Origin of the sequence: Flavobacterium limnosediminis JC2902 (genome assembly GCF_000498535.1) — a bacterium.
GTDB classification, from domain to species: Bacteria; Bacteroidota; Bacteroidia; order Flavobacteriales; family Flavobacteriaceae; genus Flavobacterium; species Flavobacterium limnosediminis.
Genome location: NZ_AVGG01000018.1, coordinates 226,494 through 247,604 on the forward strand (window position 1 = coordinate 226,494; position 21,111 = coordinate 247,604).

General features: G+C 36.8%; 15 protein-coding genes. 10 read left to right on the forward strand and 5 right to left on the reverse strand.

What is annotated here, in order from left to right; genetic code table 11:
• Positions 1-200 precede the first annotated feature (200 nt).
• Positions 201-872 (forward strand): HAD family hydrolase, encoded by a 672-nt coding sequence (locus FLJC2902T_RS12660; protein ID WP_035678639.1) that lies wholly within the window; start codon positions 201-203, stop codon positions 870-872.
• A gap of 10 nt (positions 873-882) precedes the next feature.
• Here the strand turns inward: FLJC2902T_RS12660 and FLJC2902T_RS12665 are convergent, their stop codons facing one another.
• Both FLJC2902T_RS12665 and FLJC2902T_RS12670 read right to left on the reverse strand, forming a co-directional pair.
• On the reverse strand, positions 883-2,169 hold the full coding sequence (locus FLJC2902T_RS12665) for a cryptochrome/photolyase family protein (RefSeq protein ID WP_023580196.1): 1,287 nt from the start codon (positions 2,167-2,169) through the stop codon (positions 883-885).
• Positions 2,170-2,172: 3 nt separating this feature from the next.
• Positions 2,173-2,634, reverse strand: coding sequence for an SRPBCC family protein (locus tag FLJC2902T_RS12670; protein ID WP_023580197.1), 462 nt, complete (start codon positions 2,632-2,634; stop codon positions 2,173-2,175).
• A gap of 138 nt (positions 2,635-2,772) precedes the next feature.
• Between FLJC2902T_RS12670 and FLJC2902T_RS12675 the strand changes: the two genes are divergently transcribed.
• A complete protein-coding gene (locus FLJC2902T_RS12675; RefSeq protein ID WP_023580198.1) occupies positions 2,773-3,618 on the forward strand; it encodes a DUF2911 domain-containing protein in 846 nt (281 codons plus the stop codon).
• Between the two features lie 865 nt (positions 3,619-4,483).
• On the forward strand, positions 4,484-5,062 hold the full coding sequence (locus tag FLJC2902T_RS12680; RefSeq protein ID WP_162147690.1) for a DUF1223 domain-containing protein: 579 nt from the start codon (positions 4,484-4,486) through the stop codon (positions 5,060-5,062).
• Positions 5,063-5,368: 306 nt separating this feature from the next.
• On the opposite strand, the gene FLJC2902T_RS12685 is transcribed toward FLJC2902T_RS12680, so the two are convergent.
• Entirely contained in the window at positions 5,369-8,419 is a 3,051-nt protein-coding gene (locus FLJC2902T_RS12685; protein ID WP_023580201.1) for a DNA polymerase III subunit alpha, read from the reverse strand.
• 1 nt (position 8,420) lies between these two features.
• Complete coding sequence (gene dinB / locus FLJC2902T_RS12690; RefSeq protein ID WP_023580202.1) at positions 8,421-9,572, reverse strand: DNA polymerase IV; 1,152 nt, start codon at positions 9,570-9,572, stop codon at positions 8,421-8,423.
• Positions 9,573-9,673: 101 nt separating this feature from the next.
• Between dinB and FLJC2902T_RS12695 the strand changes: the two genes are divergently transcribed.
• From FLJC2902T_RS12695 to FLJC2902T_RS12725, 7 genes are all read left to right on the forward strand, one after another.
• Positions 9,674-10,438 (forward strand): XRE family transcriptional regulator, encoded by a 765-nt coding sequence (locus FLJC2902T_RS12695; protein WP_035678643.1) that lies wholly within the window; start codon positions 9,674-9,676, stop codon positions 10,436-10,438.
• Between the two features lie 1,271 nt (positions 10,439-11,709).
• Positions 11,710-11,919 (forward strand): hypothetical protein, encoded by a 210-nt coding sequence (locus FLJC2902T_RS15930; RefSeq protein ID WP_023580206.1) that lies wholly within the window; start codon positions 11,710-11,712, stop codon positions 11,917-11,919.
• A gap of 460 nt (positions 11,920-12,379) precedes the next feature.
• Positions 12,380-13,669 (forward strand): efflux RND transporter permease subunit, encoded by a 1,290-nt coding sequence (locus tag FLJC2902T_RS16570; protein ID WP_023580208.1) that lies wholly within the window; start codon positions 12,380-12,382, stop codon positions 13,667-13,669.
• A 1-nt stretch (position 13,670) separates the two neighbouring features.
• Positions 13,671-15,608: an efflux RND transporter permease subunit gene (locus tag FLJC2902T_RS16575; protein WP_023580209.1), complete on the forward strand. Its 1,938-nt coding sequence runs from the start codon at positions 13,671-13,673 to the stop codon at positions 15,606-15,608.
• Complete coding sequence (locus tag FLJC2902T_RS12715; RefSeq protein ID WP_035678647.1) at positions 15,595-16,848, forward strand: TolC family protein; 1,254 nt, start codon at positions 15,595-15,597, stop codon at positions 16,846-16,848. The genes FLJC2902T_RS16575 and FLJC2902T_RS12715 overlap by 14 nt, the downstream gene beginning before the upstream one ends.
• Before the next feature lie 2 nt (positions 16,849-16,850).
• A complete protein-coding gene (locus tag FLJC2902T_RS12720; RefSeq protein WP_023580211.1) occupies positions 16,851-18,095 on the forward strand; it encodes an efflux RND transporter periplasmic adaptor subunit in 1,245 nt (414 codons plus the stop codon).
• Between the two features lie 2 nt (positions 18,096-18,097).
• Positions 18,098-19,318: an efflux RND transporter periplasmic adaptor subunit gene (locus FLJC2902T_RS12725; RefSeq protein ID WP_023580212.1), complete on the forward strand. Its 1,221-nt coding sequence runs from the start codon at positions 18,098-18,100 to the stop codon at positions 19,316-19,318.
• 681 nt (positions 19,319-19,999) lie between these two features.
• Here the strand turns inward: FLJC2902T_RS12725 and FLJC2902T_RS12730 are convergent.
• Complete coding sequence (locus FLJC2902T_RS12730; RefSeq protein ID WP_023580213.1) at positions 20,000-20,695, reverse strand: hypothetical protein; 696 nt, start codon at positions 20,693-20,695, stop codon at positions 20,000-20,002.
• Positions 20,696-21,111: the final 416 nt, after the last annotated feature.

Below are 21,111 nucleotides of genomic sequence, written 5' to 3' on the forward strand. Positions count from 1 at the left end.
TTGATTTTTTTGGAGCGAATGGTCGTTTTGTGTCGGTAATGGTAATTCCTGCTGTCCGCTGTATTTTTATACCAGCCAGGAAACCTGTCTGGTATAAAAGATGCCGCTTCCATCAGGGCTAAAGGAGAAACCATTTTTATTTTTGTTAACAGATTTTTGTGGTTCACCTTTGTATATTTGCACTCACAACACAATTTACAATGATTAAGACAGTAATTTTCGACATGGACGGTGTGATTGTCGACACGGAACCGGTTCACAAATATGCTTATTTCAAACATTTTGACGAATTGGGAATTCAGGTTACCGAAGAAATGTATGCTTCTTTCACCGGAAATTCTACCCGAAATGTTTTTCAGCGCATCAAAGAAATGTTCAGTTTAGAGCACGAAGTAGAAGATTTGATTCTGCGCAAGCGCCATCTTTTCAACGAAGCTTTCGACACCAAACCCGATTTGGAACTGATAGCAGGCGTTCACAATCTGATTAAAAACCTTCATGAAAACGGCATGCAGCTTATTTTGGCTTCATCTGCTTCTAAAGGTACGATTCAGCGTGTTTTCAATCGTTTTGATTTGCATCAGTATTTCACGCATAAAGTGAGTGGTGAAGATTTTCCAAAATCGAAACCTGATCCGGCTATCTTCCTTCACGCAGCCTCGCTTTCCGAAGCTCCGAAAGAGAATTGTATTGTGATTGAAGACAGCACGAGCGGAATAAAGGCTTCTAAAGCTGCAGAGATTTTCTGTATCGGATACCATAGTGAAAATTCAAAACATCAGGATTTATCGTTAGCAGATTATATCATTCATCATTTTGATGAGATTGATTTTGAAGCTGTAGTAAATATCAAGATGAAAAATAATATCTAAAAAGAGGAAATTAACCAACAGCCTCTTTATAAATACGTAAGCATTTTTCCCTTGCTTCCTTATGATCTACAATGGGTTTCGGATACTTTGACGTTTCAAGTTCCGGAATCCATTTTTTAATGTATTTCAAATCCTTGTCGAATTTTTTAATCTGTTCCGTTGGGTTGAAAATCCGGAAATAAGGAGCCGCATCAACGCCGCTTCCGGCTGCCCATTGCCAGTTGCCCACGTTACTCGACTGTTCGTAATCCAGTAGTTTTTGCGCAAAGTAGGTTTCACCCCAGCGCCAGTCTATCAGCAAATGTTTGCAGAGGAAACTCGCTACGATCATGCGCACCCGATTGTGCATGTGTCCCGTAGCATTGAGCTCGCGCATACCCGCATCCACAAAAGGATAACCGGTTTTTCCTTCGCACCATTTCTGAAACAATGTTTCATCATTGCTCCATTGAATAGCATAGTATTTTTCACGGAAACTTCGGTTAACTGTATGAGGGAAATGCCATAAAATCTGCATGAAAAACTCGCGCCAGATTAGTTCGTTTAGGAAGGTCTCGTTTCGGGATTCTTTAGCTAAGCTGATCAACTTCCGAATAGAGATTGTTCCGAATCTTAAATAAACACCCAACAGGGATGTTCCTGAAATAGCCGGAAAGTTTCGTGTTTCTTCATAATTGGCAATCAGTTGTTTGGATATATCAAAAGGTTTTGGTTCAATTGGTGATTTCTCAAAACCAATGTCTTTCAAACTCAGAAAAGGGTAGGAGTGAGCCGTTATTTTTTCCAAAAGCGTTTCCGACGGATAATGTACCAACTTCATTTTTCTGAAATTTTCTTTCCATTTCTTCGAATACGGAGTGTACACGACATACGGGCTTCCATTGTCTTTAACCACTTCGCTTTTTTCAAATAGCACCTGATCCTTGCAGGTTTTGAATTCGACAGCATGTTCTTTGAAAAGTTCATTCATTGCTTTATCCCTTTTTCGGGCATACGGTTCGTAATCGTGATTGGTAAAGACGGTTGTGATTTTGTTTTCGGAAATCAGTTTCTTAAAAACGTCTTCCGGCGTTCCGTGAAAGATGGCCAGTGATTTTCCGATAACTTTAAGTTGCTTCTGAATTTTCTCCAATTGCTTGTGAATGAAAGTTATACGAGCATCGTCTTTCGGTAATTGTGAAAGTATGTTTTCATCAAAAATAAAAATGGGAAGCACTTTTTCGTTGCTGTTTAGAGCATGAAAAAGTGCTGTATTGTCGTCTAATCGTAAATCGCGTCGGAACCAGAAAATTGTCATAGCTTATGGTTTAAATTCCCCAAAAAGTTCGTTCAGTTTTTGCTTTCTGAAACTGAAAATTTCATTTAGTTTTGGTATAACCAATATCGGATGAACCAATCTCCCGATAAATCCGAATGGTAATTTGTAATGTACAAGATCTTCGATTTCTACACCGCCATCAATTTCTTTGAAAAAATGTTTGTGATGCCAGAATTTATAAGGACCGAACCGCTGTTCATCTACAAAAAAAACTTTGTCCTGAATATGTGAAATCTCGGTTACCCATTCCATTGAAATCCCGCTGAAAGGTGAAATTTTATAACGAATGATCTGTCCTGCAAACATTTTTCGTTCATCACCCGAAAGCGTCTGAAAGTTCATGGAATCGGGGGTGATACTATTCAGGTTCTTAGGATCTGAAAAGAACTCCCAGGCCTTGTCAATTCCTATGGGCAGTTTCTGTCTGCTGCTTATGGTGTACATCTTTTTTTTGTAAAATTACAATTTTGTTTAATCTTATTTTTAAAATAGTAAACAAAAATCTTAATTTAAGCTATTATTAACAGTTGAATTTATATTTTTCCTTATTTTAGTCGGACATAAATAAAAAACGAATCTCATATGAAAAAAATAATGCTGACTGCGATTTTTGCCTTTGCAACATTGGCGATGCAGGCACAGGTAAAAACACCTCAGGCGAGTCCGGGAACTAAAATTGAACAGGTTGTAGGTCTTACAAAAGTTGAAATCGATTATTCCCGTCCAAGTATCAAAGGCAGAACCGTTTTTGGTGAATTGGTTCCTTATGGTAAATTGTGGAGAACCGGTGCGAATGCCAATACCATAATTTCTTTCAGTGAAGATGTGGTTATCGCTGGCAAAAAAATAGAGAAGGGTAAATATGCCTTGTATACTTTACCAAAAGCCGACAGTTGGGATATTATATTTTATAATGACACGGATAACTGGGGACTTCCGGAAAGTTGGGATGACACAAAAGTGGTTTTGCGAACTTCAGTAAAACCGGAAACGTTAAACCGAAAAGTAGAAACGTTTACAATAGGTGTTAATAATGTGGATAACGATTACGCATTCCTTGAAATGTCATGGGAAAAAACGATTGTAGCTCTTAAATTTGAGGTTCCAACCCAAAAAGTCGCTATGGAAAGTATCGAGAAAACACTGGCCGGACCAAAAGCAACGGATTATTTTTCATCAGCACAGTATTTATATCAGTCTAACGGCGATTTAAATAAAGCCTTAACATGGGTTAACAAAGCCATTGAAATGGATAAAGAAGCTCCGTTCTGGTATTTGCGTCTGAAATCATTAATCCAGGCTAAAAAAGGAGATAAGGCCGGAGCAATTGAAACTGCGAAGCTATCCTTGGCAGGAGCAGAAAAGGCAAAAAACGCTGATTATGTTAAGATGAATAAAGATTCGATTACTGAGTGGTCTAAGAAGTAGTTCACTTTATATTTGAAAAACAAGAGGCTGTCATTTTTGGCAGCCTTTTTTATTGGTCTCTTCCAGTTTGATAAAATTATGATTTAGCATGTTTTACTATAAATTTTCAAAAATATTGTTTAACACAGAGTTCACGAATTAATCTGTGGAAATCCGTGTTTATAGTTTATGATACTGCGAACTATCAGTGTGATAAACTGAAACCATGTATTCCAAGTCAGTAGTAGTTATTCTTTAGTTTTAATTACCATCTGAAGCAGTATCCCCAAAATAATGGTTAGGATCGCCCCGATAAAATCAGCTAAAGGAAACTCACCACATCCAAATAATAGATGTAAAATATGGTTAGCTGTGTAATTACGGCACTCCAGAAAACGGCACTGGCTTTTCTATGTCCTAGATAAAATATCATAACTTTAACCATAGGACGCCTACAAATGTTTCATGGGATGCAACAATAAAGCATTATGCTCAATTAGGTTTATTGGATACCTTACCCGACGAAATGTTGGCAAAAATTCCAAATTTAAAGTTTTAAGTAAGTTTTCTAAAAAAAATGAATATGAAAATGAAAAGCTGATAAAATGTAACCGAATTTCTTGTCCTAGGTTAAGAATTTTTTTTTGAAGTCACTCTAAATTCGTTTTCTAAAAAAAAACTAATATTTAATGACTTCACTTAGCGTGGATTCGAAGTATTTGTAAGAAATTAATCTATTAAAATGTCAACCAAATCATTCGCCTTCAGGTTTAAATCCTACCGCATATTAATTTTGTTATGTCTGTTATGTCTGTTATGTTTTAATAAAGCAAATGCATTCGATATTAAATACTGTGATTCCTTAATTAAGTCCGGAGTCGATGCAATGGCAAAAGGTAAAAAAATCTATTTTCTGGCATTCCATGTGGATTACTGGAATCGGCTTGGATGGGAAGATCGCTTTAGCTCCCCTGAATTTTCAGAACGCCAACAGCAATACGCTGTCAGGATGAGTAAAAGGTTGATCTATACACCTCAATTCATAGTAAACGGCACTGAGGAATTCGCGGGAGATGATTCCAGAACACTTTATAGCATGATCTCGGATGCATTGCAAAAAGCACCGGTATCTGCATTAGCACTCACAGTCCATGTAGAGGGAGGTTCAATAGGTGTAAGATACAAAACCGGCAAAACCCTTAAAAACACTTCCTTGCTGGTGGCGCTGATCCAAAAGGAAGATAGCACAAGGATAAAACGCGGGGAAAATTGGGGCCGCTTCTTGCATCACGTCCAGATTGTTAGGCAGGCTAAAGCAGTAAAGTTATATAATAATCAGGGAACCACTAAGATATATAAACCTGATGGCTTTAACACCAAAAATTGGGAAGTGATAGGGCTTATACAAAATGACAGCACAGGGGTTATTAATGCCGCTTCAAAAGCAGATTTTAAGCAGTTGTAAGTTCAAAACGAAACATCATGAAAAAGATATTTATTTATGTGATAGCGTTACTTGTTGTTATTGCATGTTGTCTGGAGTCTTGGAGTTTATGATACCCTTTCTTGACCGGAGAGCAGTTGAATGTGAAAGTAAATAAAATTAAAAACGAAACACTAAACTGATTGTGCAGGCAAAAAGCGGATAAAAAGTTAAGCTATATTTTTCTTTCTCGTTTCACTGGTTAAAATTAAGATTTTACTTCTACTGTAAGCTAAATTAGTATATTCAGCCAAATTTCAGAGTAACGACTTTCCTTTCATTTTAAGATCACATCTTATGTCTGGGCAGTCCTATTTCGTTTTCTTGCGGGTACGGTGCTCTGTGGGTCATGCTGATATCCTCTTTTATTTGTTGATGCGCTTTGTATTGCTGTTCGCTTGCATTGGAATAGCGAGGGTCCGGAATAAAAGGCATTTTGGCCATTTTTGTGACGGTAATGGTTGGGAAATGAAAATCAACCTCAACCTTTCCCAAAAGAAGATAACAACCGCCTCCTTGAAAGGGATAGCTTTTCAGACTGTCCGCAAAATGGGCGGTATCAAAAAATTCACCTTCAGTATCTATCCAGGTTCCAAAAAACATTTCTCCTCTTTTGGTTGGAACATGTTTTCGGGAAATTAAATAGGCTAACATTCTTACTGTTTTCTTATGGTACAGTAACAGGTCCTTTGCCATTACGTCTCCACGGTATTTGGTTTGTAATAAATCGAAAGGCGAACAGGAAACAGGAAAACTCAGTAATTCAATTTCATCAAATGCGTCTTCAAATGGGGAACGCTCTAACTGTGGTAATTTGTATTCTTTTACCGGTTCCTGCAATAACATCAGGTTTCTGTTTTCGGGCTTGAAATTCACCAAAAGTAAACGTGCCCGTACTAAAAGTTCGTTCTTTGATTTGCCTGTAAAGCGAAAGGCACCAATGAATATCAGGATTTGGATTCCTTCTATTCCTATAGCGATTCGGTTTATAAAATCTTCAAGTGATTTGTATTCGCCATTGTTTTCTCTTTCGGATAAAATTTGATGTGCCAATTTATATTCCAATCCTTCCAGATGCATAAAACCAAGATATACATCGATGCCATACAATGTGGTTTCATAGTCGCTTTTATTCACACACGGAGTATGGATATGAGCACCCGACATTCGGGCTTCGTGTATGTACACTTCTGTTCGGTAAAAACCGCCCTGATTGTTGATGACCGCCACCATGAATTCTATCGGGTAATAGACTTTGAGATACAAACTCTGGTAACTCTCCACCGCATAGGAAGCGGAGTGTGCTTTACAGAACGAATAGCCCGCAAAAGATTCTATTTGTCTGTAGATTTCCTGGCTGAGTTGTGTTGGATGTCCTTTCCTTTCACAAGAAGCAAAGAAATCATCTTTTACTTTCTGTAAAGCTGCTTTGGAGCGTCCCTTACCGCTCATTGCTCTCCGGAGAATATCACCATCAGCCGCCGGAAGCCCCCCATAGTGTAAAGCGATTTTAATTACATCTTCCTGATAGACCATAATGCCATAGGTTTCGCCTAACTGTTCTTGGAATACTTCGTGAAAGTACTCGAATTTGTCGGGGTAGTTATGCCTGAAAATATACTCTTTCATCATTCCCGATTGCGCCACACCCGGCCGGATAATCGATGATGCTGCTACCAATGTTTTGTAATTATCGCATTTAAGTCGGCGCAGTAAACCACGCATGGCCGGGCTTTCAATATAAAAGCAACCTATTGTTTTTCCTCTGCCCAAAAACTCGTTGGCTTTTGCCTCATTCTTTGAAAGCGAAGTAGTGCGAATATCAACATCGATATGCTGATTTTTCAGAACCAACTTTTTACAATCATCTATATGGCCAATCCCGCGCTGGCTTAATATATCAAACTTGTCGAAGCCAATATCTTCTGCAACATGCATATCGAATAAAACAATGGGAAATCCTTTAGGAGGCATTTCTAAAACGGAGTAATTGGTAATAGGCTCTTCAGAAATAAGTATTCCACAGGAATGCATACTGCGTTGGTTGGGATATTTCTCTAATAGTAGTCCGTATTCCTGTACCAACTTAACCACATTATTTTTATCGTGATTGGCCATCGGTTTCAATGCTAAAGCATCAAGTTCTTCTTTCGGTAAACCGAAAACTTTACCTACTTCCCTGAATATCGACCGGTATTTGAATTCTACATTTGTTCCGCAAAAGGCAACGTGCTCTTTGCCGTAGCGATTAAAAATATACTCAAGTATAATGTCCCGTTCTTTCCACGACCAATCGATATCAAAATCGGGCGGACTTTTTCGGTTCTCATTAAGGAAACGTTCAAAATATAAATCCAATTCGATAGGACAAATGTCGGTAATACCCAAGCAATAGGCGATGATACTGTTGGCGCCGCTGCCTCTGCCTATATGCATAAACCCTCTGCTGTTACTGTATCGGATTATATCCCAGGTAATGAGAAAATAACCGCTGAAATCGAGCTGCTGTATTACCCTAAGTTCTTTGTCGGCTCTGGCTTTCGCTATTGGATTGTTTTTGCCGTAACGCCACTCTAAACCCTGATAGGCTAAAGTGGTAAGCAAAGCGATATCATCTTTACTGCCGCCGGTATAATGCTTCTTGTTTTTGGGTGTAGCAAAGTCAAATTTAAAATTGCATTCGTCAATAATAAGCTCTGTGTTTTGTATGATTTGAGGATACTCTTTATACCGATTGCGTAGTTCTTCTGCTGATAGCATTTCTTCCGTTTCAGCGCAATAATCTTCAGGTGTCAGTTTGGATAAAATGGTATTTAAATCGATAGCTCGAAGGATCTTATGTAAATTGAATTCTTTCTTAGTGGTGAAAGTAACCGGTTGCCAAACCACCATTTTTTCGATTTTACTTCTCCATTCAGGATTGTAAAGTTTGAGTAATTGTTCCGGGCGGATTCCTACGTATTCGTTTTCCTTTAATTGCTCAGGTTGTTTTCCAAATGGATAGATGATTACTGTATTTTCAAATTCCGGGGCAAATTCCGGTAGGGGAGTGCTGTCAAAATTATGTTGGGTAAGAAAACGGTTCATCTCGGCTACTCCGGCACTGTTCTTTGCCAAGCCGATGTAATGGAGTTTGTTATCCCAACGAAATTCGATACCAACAAGCGGTTTTATATTTACTGCTTCGCACTCTTTTACAAAGTCATAAATTCCGGTAACGGTATTGATATCGGTTAGCGCCATAGCATTCGCTTTAGCCTCAACGGCTTGTGCCACTAAATCGCTTATGGAAATAGTCCCGTAACGTAAACTATGGTAAGAATGGCAATTGAGAAACATGTTAAAGCCTGTTTTGAAGAATTGTACCTACCCGTCCCACCGCATCAAAACCAAAGCGTTTCTTTATTTTATCCATAGCCTGATATAAGGCAATCATTTCAAGTGTATCTTCGAACAAATTGATTTGATAGGTGCCGCGTACCAATCCGTTAAAGTTGATGCCAATCATACGAAGGCGCATGCGACGGTCATAGAGTTTGTCAAATAATTCGACAACTGTTTTTATCAAAACGTGGTCGGCTGAGGTATATGAAACGGTACATTGCTTAGTTTGGGTATCAAAATTGGCATACTTTATTTTAACTACCACCGTTGAGGTTAACCATTGCTCAGAACGCAATTGATAAGCTAATTTTTCCACCATCCCAATGAGTATGGCTTTCATGGCGTGAATGTCTATGGAATCCTGATTGAAAGTCTGTTCCGTAGAAACGGATTTTCGTTCTTTATAGGGTTCCACCGGATTGTTGTCTATGCCGTTGGCTTTCTTCCACAATTCAATGCCGTTCTTTCCAATCATTTGCTGCAGGACTTCAGCCGGCATTTCTGAAAGGGTTTGAATGGTTCTGATCCCTATTCGTGAAAGTAACTGAAAGGTTACATCGCCTACCATAGGTATTTTCTTTACGGACAGCGGATTAAGGAAGGGTCTTACTTTGTCTTCCGGGATTTCGAGATTTCCTTTCGGCTTACTTTCACCGGTACCGATTTTTGAAACCGTTTTATTAACGGATAGTGCAAAACTGATTGGTAATCCGGTCTCTTTAGTCACCGTTTGTGCCAATTCGTTGGTCCATTTATAACAACCGTAAAATTTATCCATGCCGGTAATATCGAGGTAATGTTCGTCTATACTTGCCTTTTCGACTATGGGTGCCTTTTCTTCAATAATTTGGGTTACCGTAAAGGATAATTTGGAGTATAAGTCCATATCACCTTTTATGATTTTTGCCTGTGGGCACAATCGCATAGCCATTCGAATCGGCATGGCCGAACGTACACCAAAAGTTCTCGCTTCATACGAACAGGATGCCACGACACCTCTGTCTCCTCCGCCTATAATTAAAGGGATTCCTTCTAATTTTGAATTACTTAACCTTTCGCAGGACACAAAAAAAGTGTCTAAATCCATGTGTACAATTGCCCTTGCCATAACTCCTCGATATTTTGGATTGAAAATATATTTTACAAAATTAAATCGATTTGATACATTTTGTATTATTTTTGTTGATACAATATATATCAATTTTCATTATGGCACTATTTGCTGATAATTTGAGGTATTTGAGAGGACGCAAAAAATTGTCGCAACAAAAAGTTGCCGATGATTTACGCATTAGCAGAGGTCAATATCAAAAGTATGAAGACGGAAACTCGGAAGCTCCGTATCAGATTTTGATTCGTATTTCACAGTATTACAACGTGACGACCGACTTACTTTTGACAGCAGATTTGACTAAAGTAAGCCTTGACGGTATGATTAAAATAGGGCAGAACCGAATGCTGTTGCCGGTTATGGTGGATGCTGAAAATAATGACGCTATCGAGATTGTGCCGCAGGCAGCTAAAGCCGGTTATACCAGCGGTTATGCCGATCCTGAATATATTGGGAATCTACCCATTATTTCACTTCCTTTTCTGGGTGCCGGTAAACACAGGGCATTCCCGGTCGAAGGCGATTCGATGCCACCCCACGAAGACGGCTCTTTCATAGTTGGTAAGTATGTAGAAGGTTTTGGAGAAATTAGGGATGGGAAAACCTATATCGTAGTTACTAAAGATGATGGAATTGTATACAAACGCCTGAACAAAAACGGAAAAAATGCTTTGGTACTTCACTCAGACAATTCTTTTTATGAGCCTTATCAGGTTAAAGCTTCAGATATTATTGAAATTTGGGAGTATGTGTGCAATATTGGCCGCAACGACCAAAAGATGGAACATACTACGGATACAGTAACCTCACTGCTTATCGAAATGCGAAAGGAACTTCGGGAGGTTAAGGCTAAAATTCAGTAGAAGAATTTTTTAGTTACTTAATTAAGCAACTAAACACCTTGTTGCTGTTTAAGGGGAACAATTTTGCAATTATTTTTGCACTATTTCATAATCAAATAATATGGGTAAGACCAATTTTCTTTTGGTTTACCGTTAAAAATAAAAGTCCAAAAGCGTTTTCATTTTTTTCATTCTATTGAAATGGAAGTATCATTTTAAAACCAAGCACATTATCAGTATTGTCCCCTTGAGGACGACCAGATCAAAACCGTTCAGGGATTGTTCCGGTTGAGATTGGTGCATTATTTTGAAACGGAATCATATTTTTAAAAACCAAACATATTATTAGGAACTGTCCCTTTGAGGAGACTTTAGGGGTGTGTGGTTTGTCATAAGTAGCGAGAGTAGTGTGGTATATAAAAATTCTCGCCAAGTCCGTTACGCTATTTCTGTATACCTCAATTTTCTAAATTCAAATCCTGAACAGATCCAATTAAAAGCATATATACATAAATAAGCTATTGTAATAATATGTACCGCTACTAATACAAGTATAACAGTTACAAAAAATCGAAAATCAAATAAAAGGTAGTTTTTTAGGGGGAGAAGCAGTTCATGTATATTGAACTTTTCTAAAATGGGTAAGAAACAGATAAGTACTGTGAATGTCTGTAAGGTTTGGTGTTTCAATGATATTTTAAAAGGCTTTCTGTTGAAATTGCAATTATAAAGAAAATAATAGATTGTATAGTTTCAGAATCGGCTGTACAGAAATTGATAATAAATGAATTTCATTTTTTAATAGAAGAATTAGAGATTGCTTTTTTTGGCAGTCTCTTTTTTAGTATGATTTTATTTGAATTTAAATGATAAATGTGAAATAACAGTTTGCATTTAAATTTGATAAGGAACAGTAAATTTTATAAAAAATACACAAAAAAAAGCAAAACCTAAGCTACTCTTACTTCTGAAATTTGCATTAGTAATAATCATTAAATCAATATGAAATGAAAACAAAACAATTAAAAACAAATGCAAGTTATTTCAAGTGTGTTACTGAAGAGCTTATTTATCAATCATTAAAATTTTAATTTAAATCAAATGAAATTATTAAATCAAATATTAATGGGAATTATTATGATATTCTCATTAGGAAGTATGGAAGCACAAGTTAAAAACACAAAAACTGAAACTGTAAAAGTATATGGTAACTGTGGAATGTGTTAGTCAAGTATATAAGAATCAGGTGATTTAAAAAAAGTACAAAAGTAGATTGGAATCAGGATACTCAAATGCCGCCGTTAACTTATGATGTAACTGATGCAGCCAAAACAAATCAAGGCGAAATACTCGAAAGAATTGCTTTAGCAGGTTACGATAGCGATAAATTCTCCGCTCCTGACGATATCTACAATAACCTTCAGGTTTGTTGTCAATATGACCGTGTTGCAAAAGTTGCGGTTAATGAAGGAACTAAAATTGGACCACGGAAAAACGGTTGAAACAACCAATTGGTTTTAGTTTGTAACTGTTTAATTTATAAGGTATTGAATGATTAAATTATCAAATAATATTTGTACTTTTAATACTAAAAGTAATACATATTTTAAATTTAATAAGAATAACAAAAAATTAATATTTTGTGTTGAGATAATGGCATCGTAATGACTTCCTGAAATCAAAAAAACAAAGAGGCCGAAACTAATAATTCAGAAGTGATGAATCATGACTCCACAATGGTGGATCATGACTCTAAAACGATGGGTAGCGATTCAAAAATGTATGCCTGTCCAATGTACCATGATGTTACCGGTAAAAAAGGCGACAAATGAACGAAATGTGGCATGGACTTAACTGAAGAAGTTACAAAATAGCTCGTAAATCAATACAGCTAGTTAAATAAGGCCTGCAAAAGGTTTAGGGATTTTCTAGGTCTTCCTAACTGGCAAAAACGAAAAGAGTATGGTCGAAAAATTGATTTCATTTTCCTTGAAAAACCGACTTATTGTGCTGCTTGTGGCAGCCGGTTTATTTGGTTTGGGAATATACAGTGTTCAGCAAAACCCTATTGATGCCATCCCTGATTTATCGGAAAATCAAGTTATTGTTTTTACGGAATGGATGGGAAGAAGCCCACAGGTAATCGAAGCACAAGTTACCTATCCTTTGGTTTCTAATCTTCAGGGTATACCAAAAGTTAAAAATATACGTGGAGCCTCCATGTTTGGGATGAGCTTTGTCTATATCATTTTTGAAGACAATGTGGATACCTACTGGGCAAGAACACGGGTGTTGGAAAGATTAAATTATGCCCAACGCTTACTCCCGCAAGATGTTGTTCCAACGTTAGGTCCTGATGGTACAGGAGTAGGTCATATTTTTTGGTATCATTTTGAAACTAATGGAATGGACTTGGGAGAGCAAAGAGCCTTACAAGACTGGTATGTGAAATTTGCATTGCAAACAGTTCCAGGTGTTGCCGAAGTAGCTTCTTTTGGAGGTTTCGAAAAACAATATCAACTGGTGTTAGATCCGCTCAAAATGCAATATTATAACGTCAGCATGATGGAAGTTATGAATGCTGTAAAATCAAATAACAACGACGTTGGAGGACGAAAATTTGAAATGAGTAACATGTCTTACATCGTAAGAGGTTTAGGATATATTAGGAATATTAAAGATGTCGAGAATATTGCAATAAAAAATTACAATGCTGTTCCTGTACGGGTAAAAGATATTGGCTCGATTCAAATGGGAGGCGATTTACGATTGGGAATTTTTGACGAAAATGGAAAAGGAGAAGTTGTTGGCGGAATTGTAGTGATGCGTTACGGCGAAAATGCCGACAAAGTAATACATGCAGTAAAAGAAAAAATGAAGGAGGTCGAAAAAGGTTTACCGGAAGGCGTTTCTTTTAAAACTTCCTACGACAGAAGTGAACTGATAGGAAAAGCAATTGCATCCGTTAAAGGGACGCTAATAGAAGAAATGATTGCCGTATCTCTTGTTATCCTTATTTTTCTTTTCCATTGGAGAAGTGCTTTAATTATCCTTATACAGCTTCCTATATCAGTAGCTGTGGGCTTTATTTTACTTGAGGCTTTGGGTATCTCTTCCAATATTATGTCATTAACGGGTATTGCTCTGGCCATAGGAGTGGTTGTCGACGATGGTATTGTAATGGTGGAAAATTCATATCGGAATATTTCGGAGAAACAGGAAGAAATGGTTAACAGTGAAGAATCTGATTAAGATGAAAGGGAAACTACTAAAAATATTCAAAAAAGAACGCGATCCATTATCTTCAGAAGAAAAACTTAAGATAATTGAATCGTCCTCTAAATTGGTGGGGCCAGGTGTTTTTTACTCAACAATAATTGTAATCGCCTCTTTTTTACCTGTGTTTCTTCTTACTGGAATGGAAGGTAAACTTTTTAGTCCATTAGCGTATACAAAATCCTTTATTCTTATAGTCGATGCTTTTTTGGCAATCACGTTAACACCGGTACTGATTAGCTTTTTACTCAAAGGGAAACTCCGTCCGGAAGAAAAAAATCCAATCAATAGCCAACTCGAAGCAATCTACACACCCATACTAACCTTTTGTCTGAAATGGCGTAAATCGGTATTAGGTTTTAATATCGTTGCATTATTGATTGGGGTGTTAATGTTTACCCGTTTAGGGTCAGAGTTCATGCCTCCATTAGATGAAAGTTCCATTTTATTTATGCCGGTAACATTACCAGATGTGTCAAATTCTGAAGTAAAAAGGATTTTGCAAGTACAGGATAAATTAATAAAATCAGTGCCCGAAGTAGATCACGTTTTAGGAAAAGCTGGTAGGGCAAACACGGCCACCGATAACAGTCCGATAAGCATGATTGAAACCATTATTTTGTTAAAGCCCCAAGAAGAATGGAGAGAAGGCAAAACAAAAAATGACATCATCACTGAAATAAATAATAAACTGCAGATTCCGGGAGTAGCAAACGGTTTTACACAGCCTATTATCAATCGTATCAACATGCTTTCAACCGGTATTCGAACGGATGTTGGAATAAAAATTTACGGTGCAAGTTTAGATACTATCGATGTTTTATCTCAAAAAATCAAAAAAACCTTGGAAGGTACTTCCGGGGTAAAAGATTTATATTCAGAACCTATCACAGGAGGAAAATATATAGACATTGAAGCAAAACGAGAAGTTATTGGCCGATACGGACTTTCTATTGATGATATCAATAACGTTGTCGAAGCGGCTATTGGTGGAATGAAACTAACGACAACCATTGAGGGAAGACAACGGTTCTCTGTAAATGCAAGATATGCACAGGAATACAGAAACAGCCTCGATGCTTTAAAAAAATTACAGGTACAAACGATGCAATATGGTCCAATTCCCTTAGAAATTGTTGCCGACGTTAAAATAAGTGATGGACCTCCCATGATAAACAGTGAAAATGCAATGCTTCGAGGGAGTGTATTGTTTAATGTTCGGGAACGTGATTTGGGCAGTACGGTAAAAGAGGCGCAGAAAAAATTAAACGCCATGATGACTAAAATGCCCAAAGGATATTATGTGGAATGGAGCGGACAATGGGAAAATCAAATCAGAGCCAACAAAACATTGAGTCTGATTTTGCCTATAGTAGTTGTTATTATTTTTCTCATTCTGTTTTTTACCTATCGTTCCATGAAAGAAGCGTTAATCACCATGATAACAGTACCCTTTGCTTTAATTGGCGGAATTTTTATGGTCTATTTTTATGGTATCAACTTGTCGGTTGCAGTGGCTGTTGGTTTTATTGCATTGTTTGGAATGGCCATAGAAACGGCAATGTTAATGACCATTTATTTGAATGAATCCATGAACAAAATGGTGGAGAAATACGGAAATAGCAAAGAGGTTATCACCGAAGAAACATTGAGGCAATATATTATTGATGGATCAGCAAAAAGGTTGCGACCAAAACTAATGACCGTTTCGGTTTCATTATTTGGTTTGATACCAATTCTGTGGGCAACAGGAGCAGGAGCCGATGTGATGCTTCCTATCACTGTCCCTCTTATTGGCGGAACAATTACGTCCACTATTTATGTTTTATTAGTAACACCTGTTGTTTTTGAAATGGTAAAACTCCGTGAACTGAAAACAAACGGTAAAATAGAAATTTTAGATGCTAAAGAATAAGTATTATATAGCAATAGGTTGTTTGATTTTAGGCTTCGTTTCAAGTAGAGCCCAAACAGTTTCGTTGGATGAAATTTTGAAAAAGATCGAAACAAATAATCCACAATTAAAAATGTATGATGCCGATATACAAAGTATGGAAGCAGCTGCTAAAGGTGCTAAAAGTTGGATGCCACCACAGGTTGAAACGGGTTTCTTTATGACGCCATACAATTCCAAAATGTGGAAGGCTGATGAGATATCACCCGGAATGGGATCTTATATGTTGGGCGTCACGCAAATGATTCCGAATTCCAAAAAACTGAACACCGATTTTAAGTATATGAGCGCAATGTCTTCTGTGGAAAAAGAAAACAAAAACTATACGATTAATCAACTCAATGCTTTGGCTAAAACAAATTATTACCAATGGCTTGTATTCAATAAGAAAATAAAAATTGCTGATGATAATTTACTCCTTTTAGACTACATGATTAAAAGTATGGAGATACGCTATCAATACAATATGGATAAATTGCCAACTTACTACAAAGCAAAATCACAATACAGTGCATTACAGAGTGTGATTGTTATGTTGCAAAATGACATAGCACAAAAAAGGATTATGCTGAATATGCTGATGGCAAGAGATAAAAATACCGCATTTGAGATTGATACGACATATAAACTAACCGATTTTAATCTGATAAAAACCGATACAACACAGCTTTCCCAAAATAGAAGTGACATAAAGGCGATTGAAAAAACAATGGCATTAAATCAGCTGAAAATAGAAGCCGAAAAAACAAAGTTTTTGCCGGAGTTTGGAGTTAAATATGATCATATGTTTGCTTTTGGGCAACAACCACAACAATTCTCTTTAATGGGAATGGTTACCATCCCAATGCCTTGGTCAATCAAAATGAACAAAGCCAATATCAGTAGTTTTCAAATTAAAAATGAAAGTCTTAATTGGCAAAAACAAATGATACTGAATGAGGCATCAGGAATGATTTCCGGAATGCAAACCGAACTGACAAACTTCAAAAAACAGTATGATATTGCCGAGAGAAATATTATTCCTGCCTTGCGTAAAAACTACGACACGGCTATTATCGCCTGGCAAAATAATACCGGAGATTTGTTTGTGGTACTCGATGCCTGGGAGGCGTTAAATATGGCGCAAATGGATTCGCTAGATAAATTACAGGCCATTTTGGCGACACAGGTTGAAATTGAAAAGCAACTGGAAACTAAATAATTATGAACCGATATTTAAAATACAGTTTAATAACCATTGTGATTTTAACGATTGGATTTGTAATCTATTATTTTACTACCAAATCGGAGAACCATTCCGGTCACGAGCAACAAGCAGTGGTTTATACCTGTTCGATGCACCCAGAGATTATTCGTGACAAACCCGGAAATTGTCCTATTTGCGGAATGACTTTAGTAAAAAAGGTAACCAATAATCATACAGAAGAAAACAATTCGATTGAAAATGTTTTAAAGCCAACTGATAATTTTATTGTTGGAAATTATCAAACTACGACTGCAAAAGACACAACGGTAAGCAGTGAAATCAATTTACCCGGTAGTGTGGCTTACGATCCAAATTCTTTTGTAAACATTGCGGCAAGGGTAAGTGGAAGAATTGAAAAAATGTATGTGAATTACAAATACCAAAAGGTAAATAAAGGACAAAAACTTTTTGACTTATACAGCCCGGAATTACTTACGGAACAACAAAACTTTATTTATTTAATTTCAAATGATGCAGCTAATACTTCAATTGTTGAAGCTTCAAAACAAAAATTAAAGCTCTACGGTATGAGTGGTAATCAAATTAATGCGTTAATCTCAACTAAAAAGGCAAACCCCATAATTTCAATTTATAGTCCTGCTTACGGAATAATTGACGCAACGGAAACAATGGATGTCAATAGCAATACGATGTCTAATGCAAGTGCTCCCTCTGAAGTCTTAAATGTTAAAGAAGGGAATTATATAAAAAAGGGAGAAACGGTGTTTAAATTAGTCAATACCAATAAAGTATGGGGTGTTTTTAATGTCTTACAAGGATATAGCGGATTGCTAAAGGTGAATCAACCCATTACAATTACAACAGAATTAGATGAAAATTACAATATCAACGCTCATATAAACTTTATAGAAACGCAGTTAAGCGCAACCGATAAATCCAATAGAATTAGGGTGTATCTAAGCAACAGCACGTTAAAACTACCTATAGGGTTACGTTTACAGGGAAGGGTAAAAACAAACCTGATTAAAGGCTTTTGGTTGCATAAACAAGCATTCGTTAGTATCGGAAATAAGAAAATAGTTTTTGTCAAAATGAACAACGGCTTTAAGGCTAAAGAAATAAAAACGGGAATTGAAATGGAAGATTATATTCAGGTCATAAACGGGATTTCTGTTAATGATACTATTGCCCGAAACGCGCAGTATTTAATAGACAGCGAAAGCTTCATTAAAACCGAGTAAAAATGAAAAAGATAATAAAATATAGTATTACAGGACTACTATTATTCATGGTGGTAACGGCCTGCACTACTAAAAATAAAGAAGACCATTCAGGACATGACATGGGAAAAGAAACTACTTTCTACACGTGTTCCATGGATCCACAAATTAAAGAAGACAAACCCGGAAAATGTCCTATTTGTCATATGTCTTTAACTCCAATAAAAAGCAGCGATACCAATGCAAACGAAATAAGTTTGAGCAAACAGCAAATACAATTGGGAAATATTACCACACAAACTATTGCAGCAATGCAAAACAATTTAGAACAAAGTTATACGGGAGTTTTAACAATTAACCAAGAGAAAATTAATACCGTTTCAGCAAGAGCAATGGGTCGAATTGAAAAACTCTACTATAAAACAACTGGCGAATATGTGCGTAAAAATGATGCCTTGTACTCTTTGTACAGTGAAGATATAGCCATAGCCAAACAGGATTATTTTACGGCTTACGAACAGCTTTCCATGCCGGGTGATTTTGGAAAGAACGCTCAAAATATGCTTAATGCGGCCAAACAAAAACTTTTATTCTTGGGGTTGTCAAATTCTCAAATCGAAAACATAAAAAACAATAAGGTAATTTCACCCTATACAACCTTTTACAGTACCACAAGTGGTTATATTTCCGAGATAATGGCAACAGAAGGAAGTTATATGATGGAAGGTTCCGCTATAATTAAATTGGCTGATTTAAGTAATCTTTGGCTCGAAGCACAAGTAAACGTAAACTATGCAAAAAGTATTAATCTTGGGCAAAATGCCAAAGTTTCTTTTACTGATTTCCCGGATAAAACAATCAATGCGAAAGTTACGTTTATCAATCCCGAAATCAATCCTGATACCCGACTGCTTTTAATACGACTGCAAGTGCCAAATCAAAATTTTGCATTGAAACAGGGTATGCAGGCCATCGTTAAACTAAACCAATCCAATATAAAAGGAATTTTTATTCCGGCGGATGCAGTTATCAGAGAGCAAGATGCCTCTTACATCTGGATAGAAAAAAGTCCGGGCATATTTGAAAATCTTAGGGTGGAAACGGGAATAGAAACCAATGGATTGATAGAAATTAAATCAGAGATTGATGCTTCAAAAAAGGTAGTAATTACTGGGGCGTATGCCATAAACAGTGAGTTCAAATTCCGCAAAGGATCCGACCCGATGGACAATATGAAAATGTAAAAATGTAAAAAGTTAATCATTAAGCAAACCGATGTAAGAAATGAAAATAATTGTTACATCAACAAAAGACAGGTAAAAGTCTTATGCGTTTGTTTTTGGACTTGTTTTTTTCCGCTTTTAGCCATTGGTGCTTTTGCACTTGGACTTGGAAGTATTGAGTTATTTGTCGGATGAACAATGTGGATATTTCAAATAATGGTTTTAATTTCTAATCATTGCTTATCCTAAACATAGTTGCAGCTATCCTTTATTGTTTGATATGCAAAGTGCGGAGTTAGTTTTCACGGATAATCAAGGGTGTAATCTTAAAAAAATAGAGCTTCTATTTCAAATCTCCCTCCAACTCCCGTTATATCCTCGTTTCTTCAGGCCATCATACAACTTTCCCTTCAACCAAACCCCGGCAAACACAATCACAATCAACCCAAAAATCTCATACGATTCCATACCTCAAAAATACAGCAAGTAGGGTAGTGCACACCCGCAACAAAATTAAGAGCTTCGTTTTTAACAACTACTTATCCCAAATTAACAACAATATCATATTGCTATAAAAACAAAAGATGTCCTAGAGTATCTTTTGTGTAAACGGTAAAAAATTTTTTTAGTTTTGTCCTAAAGCTCGACTTAATTCAAAACCGCTGTTAGTGTAAGTTTTTTATTATTATTCTTTAGTGAATTTTATAGTTCTGTAGCCTCCTGATAAAATTCAATACCTAAAGCTAAAAACAAAGGTTTTGTCGAATTTGGTGTAACAGTATTTGTATGACTGATAATGGCTGTCCCGATAGCATTCCACGGCAAAATCGCAGTTTCTGAATTGTCTGTTACAAACGTTTCATTCTCAAAATCAATTTCTGCACCACCCGAAATAATCTTGAAGTGGGTTGTACCACTCGGGGCAACAACCATGTTAGTGGGAATGAACGAAGCAATATCCACTTTAATTTCACCGGTCACACGATCAATAGTGGGTACATAGGGAGCAAATAGGGTGGTACCCAGTTTTCCTCTTATGTTAAACTCAAAGCCCAATAATAATTCCGCTTCACCGTCAATTACATTTCGTAAGCCCCTTGGACTGGTTAGATCCGCCTGAATTACTTTCATTATGGTTTGAGTTAATCGACTAACCATTCTGTGGTCTGAAGAATTTAAGAGTAGGGAGCGTAAAGCAGTTCTTAGCATTTTTCCTGCCTTTCCTGCCCATCCAAATTCCGAGCCGTTTTCACGTGTTCGCTGAAATGCCGGATCGCTTGCAATTCTTTTGGCATCAATGCCCCCTTTTTCACGAACTAAATACCCGTCACCACTTTTGTAAAAGGTTACATCACCGATGGTACCTTTAATTTTAAATATGCCTTTCTGTCTGGCCATAATTTTCTTTTTTAAAGATTAATAATTCATTGTTACTTCTTCAATCCTAAATTCTGTTGCAACATTTCTCTGATTTATTCTGTTGCAAATTTGGGTTTTAATCAGACTGATTTTAAGTGAAGGATTCAATAGGGTGGTAACTGTACAAATCTGTCATAAAAGGGTGCGAAATGACCATATTTGTCTTTTTAACAGCCACTTAAAACCGGTACTTATTTTATATAGTTTTGCAATTGAAGTGTAATAAAAAAGAAAGTTTAGTAAACAGCAAAGCCTGAGATAAGGCATGGATAGTGTATGAAAACAGCATCAAAAAGAGCATGTATTTATCCGAAGGATATACAGTGTATTACAGGGAAAAGTTACCGCCAAAGCACAAGGCTGTTGCAAAGAATCAGAGAAGATTTAAACAAACC